Source organism: Paenibacillus sp. GCM10027626 (assembly GCF_042676285.1).
Classification (GTDB): Bacteria; Bacillota; Bacilli; order Paenibacillales; family Paenibacillaceae; genus Paenibacillus_Z.
Genome location: NZ_JBHTHC010000038.1, coordinates 1 through 25,632 on the forward strand (window position 1 = coordinate 1; position 25,632 = coordinate 25,632).

General features: G+C 48.5%; 19 protein-coding genes and 1 pseudogene. All 20 read left to right on the plus strand.

The annotated features are described in order from the left end of the window. Positions 1-445 (plus strand): annotated as a pseudogene (locus ACFQ0N_RS36565) (vWA domain-containing protein); the annotation flags it as partial. A gap of 400 nt (positions 446-845) precedes the next feature. After that, positions 846-2,588: a sensor histidine kinase gene (locus ACFQ0N_RS36570; RefSeq protein ID WP_379335152.1), complete on the plus strand. Its 1,743-nt coding sequence runs from the start codon at positions 846-848 to the stop codon at positions 2,586-2,588. Beyond that, a complete protein-coding gene (locus ACFQ0N_RS36575) occupies positions 2,582-3,607 on the plus strand; it encodes a response regulator transcription factor (RefSeq protein WP_379335154.1) in 1,026 nt (341 codons plus the stop codon). The genes ACFQ0N_RS36570 and ACFQ0N_RS36575 overlap by 7 nt, the downstream gene beginning before the upstream one ends. Positions 3,608-3,750: 143 nt before the next feature. Continuing rightward, positions 3,751-5,427 carry an extracellular solute-binding protein gene (locus ACFQ0N_RS36580; protein ID WP_379335156.1) on the plus strand — a complete coding sequence of 559 codons (1,677 nt, stop codon included), beginning with the start codon at positions 3,751-3,753 and terminating at the stop codon, positions 5,425-5,427. A gap of 83 nt (positions 5,428-5,510) precedes the next feature. Further along, positions 5,511-6,395 (plus strand): ABC transporter permease, encoded by an 885-nt coding sequence (locus ACFQ0N_RS36585; protein WP_379335159.1) that lies wholly within the window; start codon positions 5,511-5,513, stop codon positions 6,393-6,395. Between the two features lie 34 nt (positions 6,396-6,429). Next, the gene (locus ACFQ0N_RS36590) at positions 6,430-7,314 is read left to right on the plus strand and encodes a carbohydrate ABC transporter permease (protein WP_379335161.1); all 885 of its coding nucleotides are present in this window, start codon (positions 6,430-6,432) and stop codon (positions 7,312-7,314) included. Positions 7,315-7,345: 31 nt separating this feature from the next. Beyond that, on the plus strand, positions 7,346-9,208 hold the full coding sequence (iolD, locus tag ACFQ0N_RS36595) for a 3D-(3,5/4)-trihydroxycyclohexane-1,2-dione acylhydrolase (decyclizing) (RefSeq protein WP_379335163.1): 1,863 nt from the start codon (positions 7,346-7,348) through the stop codon (positions 9,206-9,208). A gap of 14 nt (positions 9,209-9,222) precedes the next feature. Further along, positions 9,223-10,143 (plus strand): myo-inosose-2 dehydratase, encoded by a 921-nt coding sequence (gene iolE / locus ACFQ0N_RS36600; protein WP_379335165.1) that lies wholly within the window; start codon positions 9,223-9,225, stop codon positions 10,141-10,143. Next, positions 10,140-11,147 carry a 5-dehydro-2-deoxygluconokinase gene (gene iolC, locus ACFQ0N_RS36605; RefSeq protein WP_379335167.1) on the plus strand — a complete coding sequence of 336 codons (1,008 nt, stop codon included), beginning with the start codon at positions 10,140-10,142 and terminating at the stop codon, positions 11,145-11,147. Before iolE ends, iolC begins: the two co-directional genes overlap by 4 nt. A 25-nt stretch (positions 11,148-11,172) precedes the next feature. After that, positions 11,173-12,621 (plus strand): CoA-acylating methylmalonate-semialdehyde dehydrogenase, encoded by a 1,449-nt coding sequence (locus ACFQ0N_RS36610; RefSeq protein WP_379335169.1) that lies wholly within the window; start codon positions 11,173-11,175, stop codon positions 12,619-12,621. Positions 12,622-12,647: 26 nt separating this feature from the next. After that, a complete protein-coding gene (iolG, locus tag ACFQ0N_RS36615; protein ID WP_379335171.1) occupies positions 12,648-13,694 on the plus strand; it encodes an inositol 2-dehydrogenase in 1,047 nt (348 codons plus the stop codon). A gap of 16 nt (positions 13,695-13,710) precedes the next feature. Then, positions 13,711-14,526 carry a 5-deoxy-glucuronate isomerase gene (gene iolB, locus ACFQ0N_RS36620; RefSeq protein ID WP_379335173.1) on the plus strand — a complete coding sequence of 272 codons (816 nt, stop codon included), beginning with the start codon at positions 13,711-13,713 and terminating at the stop codon, positions 14,524-14,526. A 232-nt stretch (positions 14,527-14,758) separates the two neighbouring features. Then, positions 14,759-15,499, plus strand: coding sequence for a glycerophosphodiester phosphodiesterase (locus tag ACFQ0N_RS36625; protein WP_379335175.1), 741 nt, complete (start codon positions 14,759-14,761; stop codon positions 15,497-15,499). 260 nt (positions 15,500-15,759) lie between these two features. Continuing rightward, positions 15,760-16,296 carry a hypothetical protein gene (locus tag ACFQ0N_RS36630; RefSeq protein WP_379335177.1) on the plus strand — a complete coding sequence of 179 codons (537 nt, stop codon included), beginning with the start codon at positions 15,760-15,762 and terminating at the stop codon, positions 16,294-16,296. Between the two features lie 54 nt (positions 16,297-16,350). Next, positions 16,351-16,983, plus strand: coding sequence for a bis(5'-nucleosyl)-tetraphosphatase (symmetrical) YqeK (yqeK, locus tag ACFQ0N_RS36635; protein ID WP_379335179.1), 633 nt, complete (start codon positions 16,351-16,353; stop codon positions 16,981-16,983). A 787-nt stretch (positions 16,984-17,770) separates the two neighbouring features. Continuing rightward, positions 17,771-20,047 carry a glycoside hydrolase family 3 protein gene (locus ACFQ0N_RS36640; protein ID WP_379335181.1) on the plus strand — a complete coding sequence of 759 codons (2,277 nt, stop codon included), beginning with the start codon at positions 17,771-17,773 and terminating at the stop codon, positions 20,045-20,047. A gap of 80 nt (positions 20,048-20,127) precedes the next feature. Further along, positions 20,128-21,927, plus strand: coding sequence for a sensor histidine kinase (locus ACFQ0N_RS36645; protein WP_379335183.1), 1,800 nt, complete (start codon positions 20,128-20,130; stop codon positions 21,925-21,927). Continuing rightward, entirely contained in the window at positions 21,905-23,512 is a 1,608-nt protein-coding gene (locus ACFQ0N_RS36650) for a response regulator (RefSeq protein WP_379335185.1), read from the plus strand. The genes ACFQ0N_RS36645 and ACFQ0N_RS36650 overlap by 23 nt, the downstream gene beginning before the upstream one ends. A gap of 322 nt (positions 23,513-23,834) precedes the next feature. Next, entirely contained in the window at positions 23,835-24,704 is an 870-nt protein-coding gene (locus ACFQ0N_RS36655) for an ABC transporter permease (protein ID WP_379335214.1), read from the plus strand. Between the two features lie 17 nt (positions 24,705-24,721). Then, on the plus strand, positions 24,722-25,615 hold the full coding sequence (locus ACFQ0N_RS36660; protein WP_379335216.1) for a carbohydrate ABC transporter permease: 894 nt from the start codon (positions 24,722-24,724) through the stop codon (positions 25,613-25,615). The last annotated feature ends 17 nt before the right edge of the window (positions 25,616-25,632 follow it).

Sequence of the window (25,632 nt, forward strand, 5' to 3'; positions counted from 1 at the left end):
GGTTGCTGCATCCGGCGGCGGAGAGTTTACTTCCATCGATAATGACGAAGCGCTAAAAAATTATTTGAATAAGGTGTATGAAAAATTGCGCGGCGAGTGGACGCGATGGATAGAAAAAGGAACAGGGAAAGCCAATATTCAAAAAGAAACGAAGCAGGGAACGCTCAATAAGACACGGGAAACAATGCAGCGTCTGGTGAACCAAGAAAATTCGAATCTGCTGGCAGCCCTCAAATATCTGGAAACGAAGAAAGAAAGTGATTTCCCACGGAATGAGATCTTTCAAAAAATGAACGAACGCAAAAGTTTCGCATGGAATTACGCAGACGAAACAGGGAGGCGTTTATATAACGAAGTGTCCCAAAACGGCAAGCAGGTTTATGACGATATTAAGGATGAAGGAAAGAAGAATATCGATGATTTGACGGATAAGATAAATAATTAGCGGGCGCTCTGAGGGAGCCTTTCCGAAGCACTGCAGGAAATACTAAAATGCGAGTCGCGGAAGAATAGTGGAGGCAGTAAATCGTATAGCGAAACGCATCTTATTATCGCTAAGCTCATACCATTAATCGAGTCTTTGTTCAGCCGCGGACAATCGAATATGAAAGGAATAGTTATTTTACTGTAACCGAGACCGCCGTGAGGCGGTCTATTTTTTTGAAATATAGCAAGCTCGACCAACTATCGGGAAAACGCTGATATCGTTATATTTAGATACAATTTACATTTGCTATACGCTAAGTTAAATATAATATAGAGGAGTCAATTTCACCATTCAGCAATGAAATTGAATCTAGAAAGGAGTTATTCGATTTAGATTTCATTGGAAAGCAGGGAAGTGAATGAAGGTACCGTTATTTCCGAAAACGCTTAAAAATCGTCTAATTGTACTGCTGTTGCTATGCTCGCTATTCCCGCTCGTCGTTATTGGATCGATTACACACACGTCCATGTATGACATGTTAAAAAATAAAGCGGAAAAGGGAATTACGAACAATCTCCACAATGTGCGGCTTTCCTTCGAAAATACGCTTAGCCAACTGAATCATGCTTCACAGCAGCTAGTATTCGAGGGGCGGATCGGCAACAAATTGAATGAGTATTTGACCACATCAAATTTGTTTGAGAAAAAGAAGTTATATCAAGAGATTGAGAGCGAAATTAGCCTGATCCATTTTACCAACCCTTCTTTGGGCTTAATTTTTTATTATCAGACGGAGACGGATGAAATCTTATTTAAAAACTCTCACATTCGCGACGATTTTAATATTTTCGAACTGCCGCTGCTGGCAGAGCAGTTGACGTTTACATATTATGGGCCGCATATCTCTTTAAATCCGTTAGACGGTTATAAAGTGCTATCCGTTGTGCGTAAAGTGGAGTTTCCTCAACGCGATGATGTTTATTTGTATATGGAGACTGATTTTAAGCTGACTGACCGCATCTTAAATACTGACGATATGATCAAAGATACGTTTTATTTTTTCGTAGACACTAATAATAGAATTGCCTATAGCGAAAATCAGGAGGATTTTCCGGCAGGCAGTCTGATGACAGACACGCTTGATGATGCCCGCTCGGATAAAGGATATTACTTGTTTGAGGAATTAAGCACCCAGTCGTGGCGGATTGTTGCCGCTGTTTCAAAACAAAGCTATGAAAAAGAAATAAACAATTGGATTGCCAAATTTGTGTTTTTTGCGGCATTATCGCTCGTTGTCAGTTGTTTGCTGGCCTTTATGATTTGGCGGATGATCTACTCTCCTTTGTTGCATTTGCAGAAAAACATACGGCGTCTGAAAAATGGCAGGATGACGGAGCTCCCTGGATTAAAGAAGGATGTTGCTCAGGAGTTCGCGGAAATTCATCAGGAATTTTCCACGATGCGAGTCAGAATAGATGAGTTAATCCGTGATATTGATGAGAATGCGGAGATTAAGCGGCAGCTGGAGATCGAAAATTTACTGTATAAAATAAATCCGCACTTTATTCATAATACGCTTGATACGATTCGCTGGCTTGCCAGGGTTAACGGTCAGGATGAGACGGATCGTCTGGTCTCTACATTAAATCGATTACTGCATTATAATCTGGGCAAGGGACAGTTGGCTCCGATTGAAGAGGAGATTGCCGCGCTGAAAAATTATGTGACGCTGCAAGGGGTCCGCTATAACTTTCAGTTTGATGTGCAAATTCAAGCAGACGCTGAGCTGCTGAAATTATCGGTGCCGAGGTTTATTTTGCAGCCGCTGGTTGAAAATTCGATTTCTCATGGTTTGAAAACGAAAAGCAGCGAGCAGGGTGTGATCGAGGTGTTTGTACGCAAAGAGAGCAGCACCCATTTTACAATTGGTGTAAGGGATAATGGTTATGGCATGACAGAGGAGGAAGTCGCTCGCATGCTTTCGGGTGAAAGCGTGGCCAGCAGGACAGGAATGGGGATTGGCTGGAAATATGTGCGCCGTATGCTGGAATTGAATTTCCCTGGCACCTCAAGCATGGATATTCAGAGCAGTCTGGGACAGGGGACGCTAATTACTCTTACTTTGCCAATCATAGAACAGGAGGGAGATCAGCTATGTTGAAGGTGATGGTTGTCGATGACGATTATTTGGTACGGCAAGGCTTTATTCGCATTATGCCTTGGAGCCGGTTTGGTTTGGAAGTCGTCTGTGAAGCAAGCAACGGGATTGAAGCGCTGGAGCTGCTGGCCGGCACTCAAGTCGATTTGCTGATAACGGATTTGGCGATGCCTGTTATGACAGGAATTGAGCTTATGAAGCAGGTAAAGGAGAAGTATCCGCATATTTTCATGGTTGTTCTTACTTTTCACCACGATTTTGAGCTGATACGGGATGCGCTGAGACTGGGGGCGTTAGACTATATTACAAAAATAGAGCTTGAAGGCGACCAGATGGAAGCGATTTTACAACGAATCGTCAACCGGATCGGAGAACAACAGCTCCCGGATAAGGAGCAATATATAAAGCTCGGTAAAGATTGGTCCAGGATCGCCTGGATATCGGATAAGGAAAAATATGCGGAACTGCTGGAGCAAACAGCGGCCATGAGGATGTCCGCCGCGCAACTGAAGCAGATGTTTGATGCAGCGCTGGAGGAGTGGAGCAAATACTTTGACCGCCATATGATCGGCTTGGATGAGCAAAAAAAGCCTCAGAGCTGGGAAGAATGGAAAGGTTGGCTGGAGCAGGCCAGGCAGCGTCTGCAAGGCGATACGGGAGACCAGCCGTACTCAGAGGAAGTGGTTAACAGCATTATGAAGGCTGTCGATTATGTTAAGGAAGAGCTCAAAGATAATATCCAGCTGCCGGACATTGCGAGGAAGGTCGGGATGAGCCGCAGCTATTTCAGCAAGTGCTTTCGCGATATTATCGGCAGCACATTTCAGGATTATATTAGAGATTTAAGGATAGAGCGGGCAAAAGCCCTGCTGGAGCAGACGAATCGCTCCATCAGTTGGATTGCTCTGCAGTCGGGCTATCCGAATGAGCGTTATTTCAGCAAAGTGTTTCGCCAGTCGACAGGGATGCAGCCTAGAGATTACCGCAAGTCCGCCGGAAAAGTCACAAATCGTCCTCAATAATGTGTAAAATGATCTTCTTTTTTCAAGGTCTGCAAGCCGATTAGAGACGTTTTGAACATGAACTCAGGACGTTATTAGCTCTTGCAGGCTTTGATCTTTTATATAATTAACGGTGTAAGCGATTACAGATGGGAGGGGTTCACATGAATTCAAAAAAAGGTTGGCTGGTCAGTTTATTATTAGTATTCGCATTAATCATGTCTGCCTGTTCAGATGGCGAGAAGCAAGGCAAGACAGACACAGGAGGAAATAACAAGCAGCCGGCTCAGTCCGAAGGGAAAAACGATCAGGAGCAAAAGAACGGCCAGGAGCCCTCGGCTGAGATCGATCCATACAGGCTGACGGAGCCGGTGGAGTTTACAACCTTCAAGCATGTCGGAGCGGACGCCAAGCTGCCAACTGGCGATACTGTTGAAGACAACCAGTATTCTCGTTATTTGAAAGAGAAATCCAACATTTCTGTCAAAATATTATGGTACGCCTCCGGCAACGATTTTGAACAAAAATCCAAACTATCCATCGGCAGCGGCGATATTCCCGATGTGATGATCGTCGATGAGCAGACCTTCCGCACGCTTGCCCGCGCGAATCAATTGGAGGATCTGACGGAAGTATTCGCCAAGTATCAAGCGCCATTAACGAAAGAGCTTTATGAATCTACGAACAACAAGGCGATTGAAAAAGCGACGATCGATGGCAAGCTGATGGCGATTCCTAATATTTCGGTGCAGGCCGACTCTGTCAGCATGCTGTTTGTGCGGCAGGATTGGCTCGACAAGCTGCAGCTGGAAGGTCCGAAAACGGTAGCGGATGTAGAGAAAATTGCCAAGGCCTTCGTCGACAATAAGATGGGCGGCGATAATACAATCGGGCTGACCGCAGAAGGGCTGGATGTGCAGCAAAAGGTGAGCCGCCACAATTTGAAGGGGTTATATGCCGCCTTCCATGCTTATCCCCGCAACTGGATCAAGGATGCGAGCGGTAATATCGTATATGGATCAATACAGCCCGAAACAAAGCAGGCACTCGGCAAAATTCGCGAAATGTATGAAAGTGGCTTGATTGATAAGGAGTTTGCGCTTCGCAAGGATATTGACCAAACGGTCATTTCCGGCAAAGCGGGGATGTTTTTCGGTCCTTGGTGGTCTGGCGGCGTGGTTCGCGATACGTATGCGAATGATCCTGACGCCGTGTTCAAGCCTTATATGATTACCGACGATAACGGTGCGATCAATAACTTGCAGGTTCCTGTCAGCCAGAAGTTTATTGTAGTCAAAAAAGGCTTCAAGCATCCGGAAGCTGCGGTTGTATATGCCAACAACTATATTCGTGCCGAACGCAAAGCCGATCCTGATGGAGCCAAGCTGGATACGACGATAAGTACGGAGTTTTGGCCGATCGGCAACGCTACCTTTGACTATGCGGATGCGGTGGAAAGAAAATCCGATATTCTTGCTGACGCGATGGCCGGCAAGATCGATGCGGCAACATTGGCGCCAGAGATGAAAATATTGTACGACTTCGCCAAAGCGGACGAGGCGGCGCCAAGAGCCGATCTGGCCGGCTGGGGCAAATTCTGGGGCTATACAGAGCCTGCGGAAATGCTGAAACAGCCAATGAATTCCCTTTTCAACGAGTTTACGACAACAACCAAAACAATGGATCGCAAATGGGCCAATCTGGAAAAGATTGAGGATGAAATGTTCTTTGCGATCGTGATGGGCAATAAGCCGCTTGATGAGTTTGATAAGTTCGTAGCCGATTGGAAGGCGCAGGGCGGCGATGAAATTACGAAGGAGATTAACGACGAGATGAAATAACGGAAAGCAAGAGAAGTGAAAAGCGCCACCCTCGTATGTTTGGCGGCGCTTTTCTACTTTAACGATGAAGCGGGGAGAATAAGATGAAAAGCTTTCAGAAGCATTATCATATGATGCTGTTTCCAGGTATCGTTCTACTGATCATCTTTTCTACGATACCGCTCTTTGGCGTCCTTATCGCCTTTCAGGACTTTAATATCGGACTGGGCATTAAAGATTCACCCTGGATCGGTCTTGAAAATTTTAAGTATCTGTTCCAAATCAGAGACAGCAGGGTTATTTTTTATAACACGATTTTTATCGCTGTAGGGAAAATAATTGCCGGATTAATTATCCCTGTCACGTTTGCTGTTCTGCTCAATGAACTCAAAAATGCAATGTTCAAAAGATGGGTACAGACGGTTGTCTACTTGCCGCATTTTATATCGTGGGTTATTCTTGCCGGCGTCTTAATTGAGATGTTGTCTATGGATGGCATTATCAATGGAGTGATTGAGGCGTTCGGCGGCCAAAAAATGATGTTTCTTGCCAGTAATGACTGGTTCCCGTGGATCATTATCGGCTCGGATACATGGAAGGATTTTGGGTTCGGAGCGATTGTTTACCTGGCTGCGCTGGCCGGTATTGATCCTACCTTGTATGAAGCTGCTGAAATAGATGGGGCGAGCCGCTTGCAAAAAATAGGCTACATTACGCTGCCCAGCATCGTACCGACGATTATTTTGCTGGCCACCTTGAGTATCGGCAATATCCTGAACGCCGGCTTTGATCAAATTTTCAACCTCTATAATCCGCTCGTGTATCCTTCAGGCGACGTCATTGATACGTATGTGTACCGGGTTGGTCTGGTGCAGGCGCAATACGGATTTGCGACGGCAGTGGGACTGTTGAAATCGGTCATCGGCTTTATCTTAATTATTATTTCATACCGGCTTGCCTATCGCTTTGCGAGTTACCGCATTTTCTAATTATCATCGACTGCGGACAGGAGGTGTCCTTGAATTGGTACAAGATAAAACCGTTTCCGCGCGTATCTGGAATATAAGCTTGATCCTGCTAATGGCTGTCATCTCCTTTTCGTCCTTGGCACCGGTTATTCATACGATTGCTGTCTCTTTTAGCAATATGTCTGCAGCGGCGGGAGGCTTTGTTACTTTTTGGCCGGTAGGCTTCAATATTGAATCTTACCGGAAAATTATCGACGATCCTTATTTCTTTAATTCGTTTTTTGTTTCACTCAAAAGAGTGCTGCTGGGCGGCTCGATCAACTTTATTTTGACGATCTTGATTGCCTATCCGCTCTCAAGAAGCCAGAGAGAATTCAAGTTACGCCATTATTATATGTGGTTCATTTTATTTAATATGTTGTTTACTGGCGGCGTGATCCCTTTATATTTGGTGGTCAAATCGCTCGGCATGTTCAATACGATTTGGGCATTAGTGCTGCCGGGCGCGGTGCCGGTGTTCAATGTTATCCTGCTCATGAACTTTTTTAGAAACCTGCCGAAGGAGCTGAGCGAGGCGGGGCTGATCGATGGCGCAGGACCATGGTTTATGCTGTTTAAGGTGTTTCTGCCGCTTTCTTTGCCGGCGATGGCTACGGTTACTTTATTTAGCGTGGTAACGCACTGGAATTCGTTTTTTGACGGCATGATTTTTATGCGCAGCGTGGAGAATTATCCTCTGCAAACTTATATTCAGCAGCTTGTTGTACAGCTTTCGCCTGAATTGATGGATTCTACCAATGCCGATCTGATTGCCAAAATGTCCGATAAAACGCTGAACGCGGCAAAAATTATGGTTTCCATGCTGCCTATATTGATCGTGTATCCATTTTTACAACGGTATTTTATTCATGGCATTATGCTTGGATCGGTGAAGGAGTAAAAAGTTAATCGCTGCAAAGGGGGAGGCCAGGATGACAACGATTCGTTTGACGATGGCGCAAGCCTTATTGAAGTTTTTGGATCAGCAGTATGTCTCTGTTGACGGTACCGAAACGAAGTTTGTGCAAGGCGTTATGGGCATATTCGGCCACGGCAATGTGACGGGGCTTGGAGAGGCGCTAGAAAACAGCGCAGGAAACTTGAAGTTTATCCAGGGGAAAAATGAACAAGGCATGGTGCATGCAGCGACCGCCTTTGCCAAGCAAAGCAATCGTCTGCAAATCTATGCCTGCACCTCGTCGATCGGCCCGGGCGCCTTGAATATGGTAACGGCTGCGGCAACGGCCACCGTAAACCGCATTCCCGTCCTCTTGCTGCCGGGTGATAATTTTGCCAGCCGTCAGCCGGACCCGGTATTGCAGCAGCTGGAAGTTGCCAATGATTATACAATTTCTGCGAATGAACCGTTCAAAGCGGTGAGCAAATATTGGGACCGAATTACAAGGCCGGAGCAATTGATGACAGCAGCTGTGCAAGCGCTTCGTGTATTGACCGACCCGGCTGAGACAGGTGCGGTCACGCTCGCCTTGCCGCAGGATGTTCAGGCGGAAGCCTATGACTATCCGCTATCGTTCTTCGAGCGTAAGGTGCATTACATCGATCGCCGGCCGGCCGCAAGCGATGCTGTTGCCCGTGCTGCCCAGTTGATGCGGCGCGCGAGGAAGCCGCTTATTATTGCTGGCGGCGGCGTATTGTACGCATCAGCCGAACAAGAGCTTGCCGCGTTTGCCGCGGCTTACTGTATCCCGGTTGCGGAGACGCAGGCCGGTAAAAGCGCACTGCCCTGGAACCATCCGCTCAATGTGGGAGCGATTGGCGTAACCGGCACGCTTGCTGCGAACACGCTGGCGCAAGAAGCCGATCTGATCATTGGCATCGGTACCCGCTATTCAGACTTTACGACCTCGTCGAAATCAGCTTTCTGCAACCCCGGCGTCCGGTTTTTGAACCTGAATGTCAGCGCCTTCGACTCCTCCAAGCTAAATGGCACGGCGATTACTGCGGATGCCAAAGCAGGCATTCAGGCGCTGGCGGCTGCGTTGCAAACGGCCGATTACAAGAATGATCATGACTTGTCAGTGATCGGGGAGCTGAAGCACGAGTGGGATGTGGAAGTCGATCGTCTGTTTGCCGTGGAGCATGAAGCGGGGATGGCCCAGACTCGCGCTCTGGGCGTTATTCAAGAAACGATTGATCCGTCTTCGATTATTGTCTGTGCGGCAGGAAGCTTGCCGGGTGATCTTCATCGTCTCTGGAGACCTGCCGAGCCCAAAACGTATCATATGGAATACGGTTTCTCCTGCATGGGATATGAAATTGCCGGCGCGTTCGGCGCTTCGCTGGCTGAGCCTGATCGCGACGTATATGCAATCGCAGGCGATGGGAGTTACTTGATGCTGCATTCGGAGCTGGTGACGAGCTTGCAAGAGGGACGCAAATTTACGATCTTGCTGTTTGACAATCATGGCTTTCAATGTATTCATAATTTGCAGCGCAGTCAGGGCAGCGCAGGCTTTGGCAATGAGTTTCGTTATCGTCGAGGAAACCGCTTGGCGGGCGATTTTATGCCGATCGACTTCGCGGGCCATGCTCGCAGCCTGGGAGCCAAAGCCTATAAAGCGAGCAATCCTGAGCAGTTGAGGGCCGCATTGCTGGCAGCAAAGCAGGAGACGGTCACGACTTTAATTGAAATTTCGGTTGTGCCGGGCACGCATACAGACGGGTACAAATCGTGGTGGAATGTCGGGGTGGCGGAAGTGTCGGCAAGCCCGAAGGTCGTGCAGGCAAGTGAAGCGATGAAAGCCAAGTTGAAAAGCATTACACTGACTTCGTAGGAGGGGATCTATCTATGAGACAGTTGCCTTTTAAGCTGGGCATCCATCCGATCAACTGGGTGGGAGAAGATGTCAAGGAGCATGGGGAAGAGACGACGTTCGAGCAAATACTTGATGATATCCAAGCGCTAGGCCTGAAAGGAACGGAAATGGGACGCAAATATCCGGCCGATCCGCAAGTGCTCAAGCCTGAGCTGACGCGGCGCGGCATCCGGCTGACTTCCCAATGGAAATCGGTGCTGTTCTCCGATCCTTCGTTTCGGGACGCTGAATTAGCTGCCTACCGCAAGCATGCGCAATTTCTGCAGGAAATGGGCTGCGAAGTGATTAGTACGTGCGAGGTAGGGGGCTCTCTCCATTTTGACCCGCGCAGAACGGCTAATGAAAAAGAAGTGTTGTCCTTGTCGGATAGCGAATGGGAGCATCTGGCCGACGGCTTGCATGCAGCAGGCGCGATCGCAAAGGAATATGGGCTGAAGCTGACTTATCATCATCATGGCGGAACAGTCGTAGAGCGGCCGGAGGAGATTGACCGGCTCATGGCGATGACGGATCCGGAGCTTGTATACTTGCTGTTCGATACTGGCCATGCGTATTACGGAGGCGGCGATCCGCTGACGGTTTTGCAGAAGCATTACGAACGGATTGCCTACATTCATTTGAAGGACATCCGCCAGAACGTGCTGGATGAGGCGCGGCGGGAAAAGGCGGATTTTGTCACCTGCATTCGCAAAGGCGTATTTACTGTGCCTGGAGACGGCTCACTTGATTTCAAGCCGATAATCGCCGAGCTTCTGAAACGAAATTACGATGGCTGGGCAATTATCGAAGGCGAGCAGGACCCCGACTTACATCCGCCGTTCGAGTATGCGCAGCGTTCACTGCAATTTATCGATACACTTATTTCTTGCAAAGAAGAAGGTGTCAGCGAATGAGCTATATTACATTTCGGCCGGAAAAGCCGTTTGATTTCGTGGCAATCGGCCGGTTATGCATCGATCTGAACGCCAATGAAATCAATCGGCCGATGGAAGAAACGATGAGCTTCACAAAGTATGTGGGAGGTTCGCCGGCCAACATTGCGATTGGCATGTCGCGGCTTGGTCAGCGGACGGCATTTATCGGCAAAATAGCTGATGATCAGATGGGGCGGTTTATATTTCGTTATTTGGAGAGTAACGGCATTGATACGAGGAATGTGCTAACAGATTACACGAGAGCGGTAACGGGGCTTGCGTTCACGGAGATCAAGAGTCCGAGTGATTGCAGTATTTTGATGTATCGTGAACATGTGGCCGATTTGCTGCTGGAGCCTGGCGAGGTGAGCGAAGAGCTGATTGCGCAAGCACAAATGCTGCTCATCTCCGGTACGGCTCTGGCGAAAAGTCCATCGCGCGAAGCGGTATTTCAAGCGCTTGCCTATGCCAAAAAGCATGGCGTGACCCTCGTGTTCGATCTCGATTATCGTCCGTACACATGGACATCAGAGCAGGAAACGGCTGTCTATTACAATTTGGCCGCCGAAAAATGCGACATTATTATTGGCACGCGTGAAGAGTTTGACATGATGGAGCTGTTCGACGATAACCGGGAGCACTCCGATCATGTTACAGCTTCCAAATGGTTTGCGTACGCAGCGCAAATTGTGATTATTAAGCATGGCAAGGAAGGCTCAATTGCTTATACAAAAGACGGAAAGGAACACCGTGCGAAGAGCTTTCCGGCTAAAGTTGTGAAAACTTTTGGTGCAGGTGACTCATATGCTGCCGGTTTCCTCTACGGTCTTAAACAGGGCTGGACGCTGGAGAAGTGTATGGAATTCGGCAGCGCCTCCGCTTGTATTGTGATCTCCAGCCATAGCTGCTCAGATGCGATGCCAACGGTCAGTCAGATCGAAGCTTATATCGAGCGCTGCAACAACGGAGAGTTAACCGTATAAGGGGTAAGAAAGGGGGAAGATGGACATGAGAGAGACTGTTCTGAAAAATTGGATTAACGGCATCTGGACGGATTCCGCATCGCAGGAGTCGCAAGCGGTATATAATCCTGCGACTGAAGAGGTGCTGGCCTACGTGCCGCTATCGGCACAGGAGGATGTGGAGCAGGCTGTACAGTCTGCTCAGACTGCCTTCAAAGCGTGGAGCTGTACGGCGGTGCCGAAACGTGCCCGCATTTTGTTTAAATATCAGCAGCTGCTCGTCGATCATTGGGAGGAACTGGCCCGCCTGATTACGCTGGAGAATGGGAAAAGCTACAATGAAGCGATCGGTGAAGTGCAGCGCGGCATCGAGTGCGTCGAATTTGCTGCGGGCGCGCCAACGCTGATGATGGGCAAGCAATTGCCGGATATTTCCACCAATATAGAATCGGGCATGTATCGCTATCCGGTAGGCATCGTTGCCGGGATTTCACCGTTCAACTTCCCGATGATGGTGCCGTGCTGGATGTTCCCACTCGCAATTGCTTGCGGCAATACCTTCATCCTGAAGCCTTCCGAGCGAACGCCGCTGTTGGCCAATCGGCTGGCGGAGTTGCTCCAGCAGGCAGGCTTGCCTGACGGCGTCTTCAATATTGTTCATGGCGCGCATGATGTTGTGAACGGGATTTTGCAGCATAAGCAAATTCAAGCTGTATCGTTTGTCGGCTCGCAGCCTGTTGCCGAATATGTTCATACAAAAGCAGCGGCTAACGGTAAGCGGGTGCAAGCTTTGGCCGGCGCCAAAAATCATTCGATTGTCATGCCGGATGCAGATATGGACCTTGCGGTAAAAGAAATTGTTGGCGCTGCATTCGGTTCCGCAGGTGAGCGCTGCATGGCTTGCTCCGTGGTCGTTGCCGTCGGCGAAGCGGGCGGGAAGCTCGTGGATAAACTTCTTGAAGCTGCTGACCGGATTACAATCGGCAATGGTCTGGATGATGCCACCTTCCTTGGACCGGTTATTCGCGAATCGCATAAGGAGCGGACGCTCCAATACATCGAAGCCGGCGAGCAGGAGGGCGCATGCCTGTTGCGGGATGGACGCAAGGACGTGGCTGCTGAGGGCAACGGTTATTTTATCGGACCGACGATCTTTGATCAGGTGACAAGCGAGATGAAGATTTGGCGGGATGAAATTTTTGCCCCCGTGCTGTCGATTGCCAGAGCTGATACATTGGCAGAGGCGATTGAGCTGGCGAACCGCTCGGACTTCGCCAATGGCGCCTGTCTCTTTACGACAAACGGCAGCCATGTCCGCCAATTTCGGGAGACGATCGATGCCGGTATGCTGGGGATCAACCTTGGAGTCCCTGCGCCGATGGCCTTTTTCCCGTTCTCCGGATGGAAGAAATCATTTTATGGCGATCTGCATGCGAATGGAACGGACGGTATTGAATTTTACACACGCAAAAAAATGGTCACAGCCCGCTGGTAGCGAGGTTTAGGAAAGGGGCGTTTGTGATGGGTGCACAGGTTAGAATCGGCATGATCGGGGCTGGGCGAATCGGTAAAATCCATACAGATAATTTGCTGGCCTGTCCTGGGGCAGAAGTGGTGGCGATCAGTGATCCTTGCGCGGATGCTGCGCTTGAAGAATGGGGAGCGGTGCGCAATATTGCCGTCCTGCCGGATAGTGATGCGATTATGGCAAACCCCGGCATTGACGCCGTGTTTATATGCTCTCCGACAAATACGCATGTGCCGCTGATTAAGCAAGCAGCACTTGTCGGCAAGCATATTTTTTGCGAAAAACCGGTCAGCCTGGACCTTGCCCGGACTGCAGCTGCTGTTGAGGCGGCGCACACAGCAGGGGTTAAGCTGCAAATCGGCTTTAATCGCAGATTCGATCACAACTTTAAACGCATTCGCGAGCTTGTTCAGGATGGGACAATCGGCAGCCTTCATATGGTCAAGATTACTTCGCGCGATCCGAGTCCGCCTTCCCCGGACTATATCCGGCTTTCAGGCGGCATATTTATCGATATGATGATTCACGATTTTGATATGGCCCGGTACATTGCCGGCTGCGAGATTGAAGAAGTGTATGCGCAAGGGGAAGTGCTGATCGACCCGATTTTTGCGACTTATGGCGATCTCGATACGGCAGTCGTTACGCTGAAATTTGCCAACGGCGCACTGGGGGTTATCGATAATAGTCGTCAAGCGGTGTACGGCTATGATCAGCGTTTGGAGGTGTTAGGGGCCAGAGGGAGTGCAGCCATTGCCAACGACTATCCCAATACAGCCGTAATAAGTACAGCGAGCGGCATCTACCGCGACAAACCGCTGCATTTTTTTCTGGAACGTTACCATGAAGCTTATAAAGAGGAAACAAGGCAATTTATAGATGCTATCATTCATAAGCGATCCGTCCCTGTGGACGGAAACGACGGACTGCAGGCTGAGCAGGCTGCCCTGGCAGCGCTAATATCCAGCCGCTTAAAGCGGCCAGTTAAAGTGAGCGAGGCGTTGCAGTTATCCAGACAAGAGGGATTGAGCTTTGCTTGAAAGAGGGGGAGAAAAGGTGACCAAGTCCAAGTTAATCGTCTCGCCGACTGCTCCTAATGATGAGGGCAGTGTGCTTGACATTACACCCGAGTCGGCAGGATGGCAATATGTTGGCTTCGAGGTTGTATGGCTGGCTGAAGGAGAAAAGCTTAATCGCAGTACGGGAGAGCGGGAAGCATGTCTTGTGCTGCTCAGCGGCAAGGCGGATATTGCTACCAAGGGGCAGAAGTTTTCCGATATTGGCAAGCGCTTCAGTGTGTTCGAACGAACGCCTCCTTATGCTGTCTATGTGCCCAATGAGGATCATTACGATATTCGGGCACGGACCGCGCTGGAAATTGCTATCTGTACAGCACCGGGCAAGGGAAACCATGAGGCCAGATTGATAGCGCCGGAGCAAGTCGGAATCGAGACACGCGGTTATGGCAGTACGGAGCGGCAAATTCATAATATATTGCCTGAGCAAGAAGCGGCCGACAGTTTACTCGTAGTGGAAGTATTTACGCCGACTGGCCACTGGTCAAGCTACCCGCCGCACAAGCATGATCGCGATGCTCTGCCTGAAGAGTCGCTGCTGGAGGAAACGTATTATTTCAAAATCGAGCCGGCAACGGGTTTTGCCATGCAGCGGGTGTATACGGAGGATCGTTCATTGGACGAAACGCTCGTCGTGAAGGACGGCGAGGCTACTCTCGTTCCGAGAGGCTTTCATCCGGTTGCTGCGCCGCCGGGCTACGATTGCTATTATTTAAATGTGATGGCAGGACCTGCCCGAACGTGGAAGTTTTATAACGATCCCGATCATGAGTGGCTCATGAAGAAGCCGGAATAGAAGCGCGATTAGCTGCAACTAAGAAGAAACGGTTTCACCGTCATTAAAAAGACGGGTGCGTTTCTTGAAGTGATACTTAGAATTTATCAACTGAAAGATTATAAATTCTATATCACCAAGATGAAACGCCTGACGGCGTCCTTCTCCGAGGATGCGCGGTTTCTTCAAGAAAATATAAGCCTAGTCTAGGGTGAAACTTTACTTTCTTATATTTTGCAAAGGGGGAGCATTTGTGCGTAAAACAATGGTTGCCGCACATACCGGCTGCGGCAAAAGTCCGGCCAATACTTTGGCCTCCTTCCTCGAAGGCATCCAATCGGGAGCGGATATTGTCGAAGTTGATGCGCTCGTATGTAAAGGCGGAACTGTAGTGCTTATGCATGACGATGTTTCGCTCTTGCGCCAGAATACTTATGAAGAGCTGAATCAGCCTGCTGTACGCAGGCAATTGGGGGCAGCATACGAGGAGTATGAGCTTGCTGCCCTGCATCAAGTGCTTCAAGCATCCGCTCCGCTCGGCACGAAGCTGAACATTGATTTGAAGTCGAGCGAGAGCGTCGAGCCGGTAATTCGGCTGATCTGGCAATATGGCGCCGAGAAGCGGGCGTTTATAACGGGATGGTACTCGGCAGCGATTCCGCAACGGCATCCTGATATCCAAGTCATGATTAATACATCTATTCAACTGGCTGATGTGCAGCTCGAGGGTAACAGAGAGTATGCGAAGCGGCTATGTCAGGATGCGCGACGAAGTGGATACACCGGCCTGAACATGAGGTATGATACGTGTTATCCGGAAATTGTAAGCGAAGCTCATGCAGCAGGTTTGGCTGTCTGGGCGTACACGGTTGATGAACGGCAAGCGATGGAAAAGCTCATACATATGGGCGTTGACGCGATCACCACCCGCAAGCCGGAATTATTGTTTGCTGTAGTGGAGGAACTTACAGGTTCACCTGATATGGGGGCCTGAAATCTGGAGGAATCCACATTCTTTCGAATTGCTGCCTAACATAGTCTCTATACACGTTGCAAGTGGTGTGGCCTCAACCAATCGAGGACCGCACCACTTTTCATGTTAACGAAGTTAATGATCAGCTGCATTAATGTCCAAGAGCAACAAAACGGAGAGGTTCGTTCCATGCCTCCTAGCCTTATAAATATTTTGCTAAATTGCTAAAATTTACGTAAAATGGATGTAGAATAATGTCGTGAAGAGAAAGGTGGAGCTCGATGGGAAAGTATATTCAATTAGGCATTTGTCATAGGATTACGGTGTATAAGGAGGAGTTGGAAGAGCTGAAATTGACGGAGAGTGACTTGACCAAGAAGTTAAATGAATCCATGGATATGTCATTGTTCACTTGCAATGATGATGGAAATCAACTTTGCTACTCACTGCAAGATGAGGTACTTATGGAACAATTGCCTGATTTTCTACGGAGTCAGTATTCATTATATCCAGCGAAGGAAGCAGAAGAGGCATTTCGTTCTGTGTTATTGAAAATATCACAAAAGGAATCCGCGGCGGAGATTATTGAACTGGCGAATGAAAAGTCATCGGCTTACTTTCAAAGCAGTCATGTTTATAATTTTATCGAGACAGCATTTAGGAAGCGTTTACGAATTGATTTATCGCTTATGCTCTTGTTTGTCGAAGGAAAGATTATTATGGAATGCTATACTGACTTTTTACGCTACTTGGAGAACTTAGTGAGATCTAATTCGAAGCTTCCTATAGCTGGAGCATTTCGTGCTGTAATTGAATAGACCGGCTGCACTATCGTTTATTTTGTTTTATATGAGCAACCTTGAAGGGAGAGTATGAAACATATGAACCCCATATTCAATAGATTTATGAAAAACATCACAATTACAGGGGATATCGAAAATGATTTTTACAATTTCCTTTTAGAAAATGGGCATAAAAAAACAGCAGATCATTGTCTGCGAGTGGGGCGAAAAGCAGAAGAGATAGCCATAACTTTTGGTGTAGATCCAATGAAAGCCAAAATTGCTGGGTATCTGCATGATATTAGTGCGGTTTTTCCAAACTCTGAGAGAGTGGATGTGGCCAGAGAACTGGGTTTAGAAGTATTAAAAGAAGAAGAGGTATTCCCCATGATTATCCACCAAAAGATCTCTGGGGCAATGGCTGAACTTATATTTAACGTACAAGAGAATGATGTTAATAGTGCTATCGCTTGCCATACTACGTTAAAAGCAAATGCCTCAGAACTAGACAAAGTTTTATTTGTAGCTGATAAAATCGAGTGGGATCAAGATGGAACTCCTCCTTATCTAGAGAAAATCGAGCACTATTTAAAAGATTCATTAGATAGTGCTTCTTTCGTCTATATTAAGTTCCTATTTGATAATAAAGAGAAACTTAAGGTAATACATCCTTATTTAGAATCTGCATATTACGACCTACAGAACAAAGTCATTTTAGAGTGATTAGAAAAAAAGAATATCAGGAAGGAATATTACAGCACTTTATGAAGCTCATAAAGCGGGGTTAGTGCTTGTACTGGCTATGGGAGAGAAATTACTCGTGTGAGTCCTTAGCATGAACAGTGGATCTTCACTTTCGATAATCGACCGAATTGATTTTGAGGCCGTCGATTGTATGAAAATGTTCCGACAACAGGTATAACTCTAGAACCCCTTTTTGCCCGTTTGCGCTTAGTCGCATGATGAGGAGAGGCGAAAATGTTGTACAAAACTGCAACACTCGTCCTCTCTTCGACAATCTGGAGAGGGGAAATCTTGTACTTCAGAGCTAATTTTACAATAACAGCACTGACGAGTGGGGGCTAACGAACCTGAGACACGCTATTGGCCGAAAAATCGGCTTGCTCCGCGTGTAACGAATCTGAGACACGCTATTGATGAAAAAAAGGCGGGGAAGCGGCCGATTTTCGGTGAATAACGATCGGATGATTCGTTACAGCCCACAAGGCCCCATTTTGAGCCGAATAAGGGTTGCCAGGTTCGTTAGCAGAAAAGTTGAGTTATAAGTTTCACCTGATAAATTCTAGAAAAATTTAGGGTATTGTCTCGCGCCAAGGACGCCGCCAGGCTCTTTCTTAACAAAGTACTTCATTTCTACCATAGGCGTTATGTGCATGCAAATACGTCGAAAAAACCGTAGTAACAAGTCGTTCATTGAGTAGCAGACGCCCTCCATCCTCCATTACACTCAAAGTAGGTGTCGAATAAAACGGGGATGAGGAGGATGTATATGAATCGAAAATGGACGGAATGCGGCGGGGTAGATCAGGTCAAGTTTGTGAAAAACGAGGGCGGGCCGGTGATCGGATATTCAACGTCATCAGGTGCAGGGATCGTGACGGTAGACGGTTATGCCTTCAAAGATTTGAACAAGGATGGAAAGCTCGACAAATACGAAGATTGGCGGTTGCCCGCAGAAGAGCGCGCTGCAGATTTGGCATCCAGGATGACGATCGAGCAAATTGCCGGACTAATGTTATATAGCAGTCATCAGGCAATTCCGGGGGCGGGCGGATTTTTCAGCGCCACATATGGCGGCAAGTCTTATGCGGAGAGCGAAGCGGAGCCGCATGCGCTTACGGATGAACAAATCGAGTTTCTGACGAAAGACCATCTGCGGCATATTCTCATTACGTCTGTAGAAAGCCCGGCAACGGCTGCGCGCTGGAACAATCTTGCGCAGGCTTTGGCCGAAAGCAGCGAGCTTGGCATACCGGTCAACAACAGCTCGGATCCACGGCACGGCACGGATTCCAGCGCGGAATACAACGCCGGGGCAGGCGGGAGCATTTCGATGTGGCCGGAGCCGCTCGGGCTTGCCGCGACTTTTGACCCTGAGGCTGTTAGACGGTTCGGTGAAATTGCTGCATCGGAATACCGTGCGCTTGGCATTGCCACGGCTCTTTCGCCGCAGATCGATATTGCGACCGATCCGAGGTGGGCGCGCTTTAGCGGGACGTTCGGCGAAGATCCGCAGCTGTCCGCCGCAATGGCCAAGGCTTATATCGATGGCTTCCAGACTTCTGTAGGAGAGCGCGAAATATCCGGCGGCTGGGGCTATGACAGCGTCAACGCTATGGTCAAGCATTGGCCCGGCGGCGGTTCCGGCGAAGGCGGCAGGGATGCCCATTTCGGTTACGGGAAATTTGCCGTTTATCCGGGGGACAATTTTGAACAGCATACTATACCATTTACAGAAGGGGCTTTCCGGCTGACAGGCGGTACAGGTATGGCTTCTGCAGTGATGCCGTATTATACGATATCTTATGGCCAAGACCGCAACAAAGACGAGAATGTAGGCAACTCCTACAGCTCCTATATCATTCAAGACCTGCTGCGCGAAAAATACGGATATGACGGTGTCGTTTGTACGGATTGGGCCATTACGGACGATGAACCGGCCCATATAACGAGTCTGTTTCCGGGGGGAAGATGCTGGGGAATGGAAGAGGGGCACACGCTCGCCGAAAGACATTTGAAAATTATTATGGCAGGCGTCGATCAATTTGGCGGAAACAATGAAGCCGCGCCGATCATAGAGGCTTTCCGTATCGGGGCGGCGGAGTACGGAGCTGGCGAAATGCGCAAACGGTTTGAACAGTCGGCGATCAGGTTGCTCAAAAACATGTTTCGTGTCGGCCTGTTCGAAAATCCGTATTTGGATCCGCAGCAAAGTGAATCAACCGTCGGCCGAGCGGATTACATGGCGGAAGGCTATGCCGCGCAATTGAAGTCTATCGTGATGCTGAAAAACAAAAACGGTCTTCTGCCGCTTGCGAAAAGAATGTCGGTGTACGTTCCGAAGCGCTTCACGCCCGCAGGTACCAACTGGTTCGGCATGCCTTTCCCGGAAAAAACGGAGTACCCGGTTAATATGGAAACACTGGGTAAATATTTCGATGTGACCGATAATCCTGATGAGGCGGATGTGGGCCTTGTTTTTGTTAGAGGGGCCGACTCCGGCAGCGGATACAGCAAGGAGGATGCAGATTCGGGCGGGAACGGTTATGTGCCGATCAGCCTCCAATACGGCGCTTATACAGCGGAGCATGCACGGGAGCGCAGCATTGCCGGCGATTCACGCGACGTGCTGAACCGCACCTATAAAGGGAAAACGGTCACGGCATGCAATACGTCCGATTTGGACCTGGTACTGGACACCCGGAAGGCGATGAAAGATAAACCGGTCATCGTATCGCTCCATTTGGCGAAGCCGTCTGTCGTGGCCGAGTTTGAAGCCGCGGCTGATGCGATTATTGTCAATTTCGGCGTGCAGGATCAGGCAGTTTTCGACATTTTGACCGGAGCAAGCGAGCCTTCGGGACTGCTTCCTATGCAGCTGCCTGCAAATATGAAAACGGTTGAGGAGCAGTGCGAGGATGTACCGCATGATATGGAGGTGCATATCGATGCGGAGGGGCATGCATACGATTTTGCTTATGGGCTGAACTGGTCTGGCGTCATCAGGGATGAACGGACCGACCATTTTGCTTTTTTGGAAGAATGAGTAATAACGACTTGCATTTGTAAGCCTTTTCAATATTGTGGTATACTCCTTGTAAAACGAATGAACCGAGGACCTTTCTTATGAAAATTTTAAACCGCGTGCAATTTCAAACTCTGCGTTTTAAATTAATGATTGGGTTTATGGCTTTGGTCATCCCTCTGGTTGCATTTATGATTTACAACAACATGTATGCCATTCAAGTCGTGCGGAATCAGGTGGCGCAATCGAACAAAAATTTGATCAGCCTGTATATGGGACAGATTGACCGCAGCCTGGAGGAAGTGGAAAAATATTTGTACAATATCGCAGCATTGGAAACCGGCTTGCTTGTTCTTGAGCTTCCGCGAAATCCGCAGAATGACCGGTACGATTTTGAGCGCATTCAGCTGTTCAACAGACTGACCAAGGAATTGCCCAACTATAAGTCGATGGACATGTTCTTCGTTTATTCCCCCGCCAATGAAGATTTAATGACGGCGCTTGCTTCATCCGTCGATCACAGCGAGTTTGAAGCGATTCAGAACAGTCTGAGCACGAAGTTTTCGCAGCGCGGTCAAGAAGGGTACCCGGTTAAGCAATGGTTTGCAGAGCGAATCAACGATCAATATTATTTGGCCCGCATTATTCAATATGGCGGCGTCTATATCGGCGCTCTGGGCAATGCGGAGAAATCAATGGTGCCGCTCAATCTGCTGGATCTTGGCAACGACGGCAAAGCGTTTTTGGCGACGGACGCCTTCGAGCCTATGGCGAACCGGGCTTTTATCCGGGACAACAACATCAACCTGCAAGACGCGGGCGAGGATTACAACCTTACCGGGAAGGGCGGCAATTTTATGGTGATCGGCGGGCGCTCCACTGTGGGCAACTTCCAATTGTTTGCCGTGTTTCCCGACAGTGTCCTCTTGGAAAATTTGCCGTTTTTACGCCGCATCGTCTCGTTCATATCGATCGGGGCGCTCGTGCTGCTGCCGCTCATTTTATATTTATTTAGAAGAACGGTGCTGCTTCCCATTCACAAAATCATTACGGCGATGAACAAAATTCAGGACGGAAATCTGGATGTGCGAATTGCCCACCGGCCGTCAACCCATGAATTTCAGGTGATGAACCAAATCTTCAACCGGATGATATCGCAAATTCAGGAGCTGAAGGTGAATGTGCTGGAGGAGCAGTTGAATCATCAGAAGGCCGAATTGCGGCATTTGCAGCTGCAGATCAACCCGCACTTTTTTTTGAATTCCTTAAACATCATTTATAATTTGGCGCAGGTGCAGGATTATGGACTCATCCAGGAAATGACTCATTGTCTCGTCCAATATTTCCGTTTTATGTTCCGCAGCAATTTATCCTTTGTTAGGTTAAAGGATGAAATGGAGCATACGACCAACTATTTGCGCATTCAGGAGATGCGTTTTCCCGGCAGGCTGACTTATCATTTTAACGTCCCGGATGAGCTGATGAACGGCCTGATTCCGCCGTTATTAGTGCAAACCTTTGTGGAAAATACGATTAAGCATGCGGTCAGCATGGATAAACAGGTCCATATATCCATTGTGGCGGAAGAAACGGAGGACGGCAGCCTGCATATTCGCATTGAAGACACGGGCAAAGGCTTCCCGCCGGACGTACTGGCGCAGCTGCAGCGGAATACGAACAGAATCGACGGTGATGGCCGGCATATTGGAATCTGGAATGTACAGCAAAGATTGCGCTTGTTGTATAAAGAGCGCGCCAAGGTCGCGTTTGCCAATGGCGATAACTTTGGGGCGATCGTCGATATTCGCTTGCCGCAGCTGAGGGAAGCCGCGGCCGCGGGCGAAGGCGCATATTCAGAGAGAGCGGGAGGTCGTTTACATGCTGCAGCTGCTGATTGTTGACGACGAGATTCATGCCGTACGCGGGATTAGAGCAGGTGTGCAGTGGGAGCGGCTCGGATTTGCGGACGTGCATGAAGCCTACAATATCCGGCAGGCTAAAAGCATTCTTTCTTCAACCCAAATCGATGTCATGATTTGCGATATCGAAATGCCGGAAGGCGACGGCTTTCAGCTGTTGGCTTGGGTGAAGGAACACTCGCCGCAAACGGAATCGCTCTTCTTGACCTGTCACGCCGATTTTGAATATGCGCAGAAAGCGATTCAATTGGGCAGTCTGGATTATATGCTGAAGCCGGTCCGTTTTCCGGATTTGGAAAAAGCGGTCAGCAAAGCGATCGGCAAAGTGGAGAAGGAGAAAGAAAAGCTGCGGTTTGTCGATACGTACAAGCATTATTATCAATTATGGGAATCGTCTCAGCCGATGTTTATGGAGCGGTTCTGGCAGGACCTGATCAATCGTTCGATCCCTTCCCGCAAAGAGCGGATCAAGGAAGTTCTGCAAAGTCAAAAGATCGTCTACGACGATGCGGTGCTGTTTTTACCGGTTTTGATCAGCGTGCAGCGCTGGCATAAAGAGCTGACTTTGCGCGAGGAGAAAATTATGGAGTACGCCCTCCGCAACTCGTTCGAGGAGCTTTTTGCGCTCAAGCAAAGCCGCGGCCAAATAATCCAGGTGAAAAGCGGAGCGCTGCTGGCGATTTTGACTGTTGATGAAGGCGCAATGGGGTTGAATTCAAGGCTGGCTGACGACTTGAAAGCCTATATCGCGACTTGCAGCCGGTATTTTTTCTGCGACCAATGCTGTTATGCCGGCAGCCCTGTACCCATCGAGCAGGTGCTGGATATGGTCGAAGCGCTGATCGAGATGGATTTTCATAATGTAACCCGAACAAATGAGGTTTTCTTTGTAGGCGACAAGCCGCAAAACGGCGAAGCGATCCCGCTGCCGACGATGAACGGATGGACGGAAATGCTGAAGCAGGGCTGCAAAAACGATCTCATTGCCGATATCCGCCGTTATTTGGAGGAAATCAAGCGAACGGAATGCATTGATGTCAGGCTGCTTCACGGTTTATATGAGGATTTCCTGCAAATGATCTATCATGTGATGCATTATAAAGGGCTGCGGGCGCATCAGGTTTTTTCGGAAATGCTTCTGTCCAGGCAGGCCGCTTCCGCTACCCGGTCTGTCGCCGATTTGGGGCAATGGGTGACGAAGCTGATCGAAGAGGTTATCGGGCATTTTCATGCCGCGGGCGAAAGCCAGAGCCTGGTAGATAAAGCAAAAAGCTATATTATGCACCATATTAAAGATGACTTGTCCCGGGACGACATTGCGCGTCATGTCAGCTTGAATGCCGATTATTTGGCGCGGATTTTCAAGAAGGAAACCGGGCTCACGATCTCTGAATACGTGCTGCAGGAGCGGATCGTCATGGCCAAAGAAATGCTGGCCAAAACCGATTTGCCGATCACTGGCATTGCCTATGAATTAGGCTACAGCAACTACTCCCATTTCTCAAAAATGTTCAAAAAAGCGACCTTGGTAAATCCGCAGGAATATCGAAAATTGAATCACGCGTGACGCTTAGTTACTGGACATAAGAACTGCTTCCTACGGGGAGCGGTTCTTTGAAGTTTTTCTCAAAATATAAGAAAGTATAAGTTTTACCTTATACACAGCTTATATTTCTAAGGGAAGAAACTTGGCGATGCGCCAAGGACTGCGTCAGCCGTTTCTTCTTGTAAAAGTCGGAAATGAACAATGAGGAAGTCGTTCCAGACAGTAGTGGGCATACGGCGAACGAATTATGATGGATATAGAACTGAAGAAGGGGGAGACGCAGGTGAGGACAAAACCAAAGCCAGGATGGAAAAAATTTCGCAGATACACGCCCCTGTTTATAATGGTTGTGCCCGGGGTTATTTATCTGCTCATGAACAATTACTTGCCGATGTTCGGGCTGATTATCGCGTTTAAAGATATCAACTTCGCGAAGGGCATTCTGGCCAGCGATTGGGTAGGCTTTACCAATTTCGAGTATTTGTTCAAAACGTCGGACGCATGGCTCATTACCCGCAACACCATTTTGTATAATGCCGCGTTTATCGTGATCAATCTGGTGATCGCCGTCGGTATCGCCATTTTGCTGAATGAAATTAAAAACCGTTTTTTTGCCCGTTTCTATCAGAGCGTCATTCTCATTCCGTATTTGATCTCTATGGTGATCGTCGGGTATTTGGTGCTGGCGATGCTAAGTGGTGAAACCGGTTTCATCAACAAGCAAGTGCTGCCGCTCTTCGGGATTGACCCTGTGTCCTGGTACAGTGAACCGAAATATTGGCCCTATATTTTGACCTTCGTAAATATTTGGAAGAACGTCGGCTATTTATGCGTCATTTACTTGGCGGCCATTATCGGGATTGATCCGGAATATTACGAGGCGGCGACGATCGACGGTGCGAGCAAATGGCAGCAAATCAAGAGTATTACGGTTCCGCTGATTGCGCCTGTCATCACGATTATGACGCTGTTGCAGATCGGACGCATTTTTTACTCGGATTTCGGCCTGTTCTACCAGGTACCGCTCAATACAGGAGCGCTGCAAGAAACGACGAACGTGATCGACACTTATGTTTATCGCGCGCTGATGAATCTGGGAGACATCGGCATGTCGTCGGCGGCCGGGCTGTATCAGTCCATTGTCGGCTTTATCCTTGTGCTGGTTTCGAACTATGTGGTCAGCAAACGCAATCGCGATAATGCATTGTTTTAGGAGGGATCGTTATGGTGTTGACTGCCAAGCAGAAACTGTTCCAATATGGCATTCACTGCTTCTTTGCCGTCATCGTTTGTCTATGTATTTTGCCGTTTGTCCTGCTGCTGACGACATCCTTCAGCGATGAGCTGGCGATCGTGCAAGAGGGGTATTCTTTTTTCCCCAGTGCATTCAGCCTGGACGCGTATAAGTTTTTGTGGCAGGATGCAGAAAATATTACCCGCGCTTACGGCATTACCATTCTCATCACGATTATCGGAACATTTGCCGGTCTGGTCATTTCCGCCATGCTGTCATATCCGATCGCCCGCAAAGATATGCCGCTGCGCAAACCGCTATCATTTTTTGTCTTCTTCACCTTGTTATTTAACGGCGGTTTGGTGCCAACTTATCTGGTCTATACGGAATTGTTCCATTTCAAAAACTCGCTGCTTGCGCTGATCATTCCGGGACTTCTGACCAACGGATTTTTTGTACTCATTATGCGCACCTTTTTTCAAAATTCGATTCCGGTTCAAGTCATCGAATCTGCGTCGATCGACGGAGCGGGCGAATTCAAAATCTTTTTCCGGATCGTCATTCCGCTGTCGCTCCCGATCTTGGCTACAGTCGGGCTGATGCAAACGATCGGCTACTGGAACGACTGGTTCAACGGCTTAATTTATATTACAGACAACAAGCTGTTCAGCCTGCAAAACCTGTTAAACCGGATATTGCTTAATGCGCAATATTTGCAAAGCAATTCCTCCTTGGCGAATTCGACGGATATTTCGGCAACGGCATCGATTCCGATGGAGACGGTTCGCATGGCGATGGCTGTAATCGGCGTTATTCCGCTGCTGTGCGCGTATCCGTTCTTTCAGAAATATTTTGTCAAAGGCCTCGTCATTGGGGCGGTAAAAGGGTAAGGCTATGTCCGGCTTCC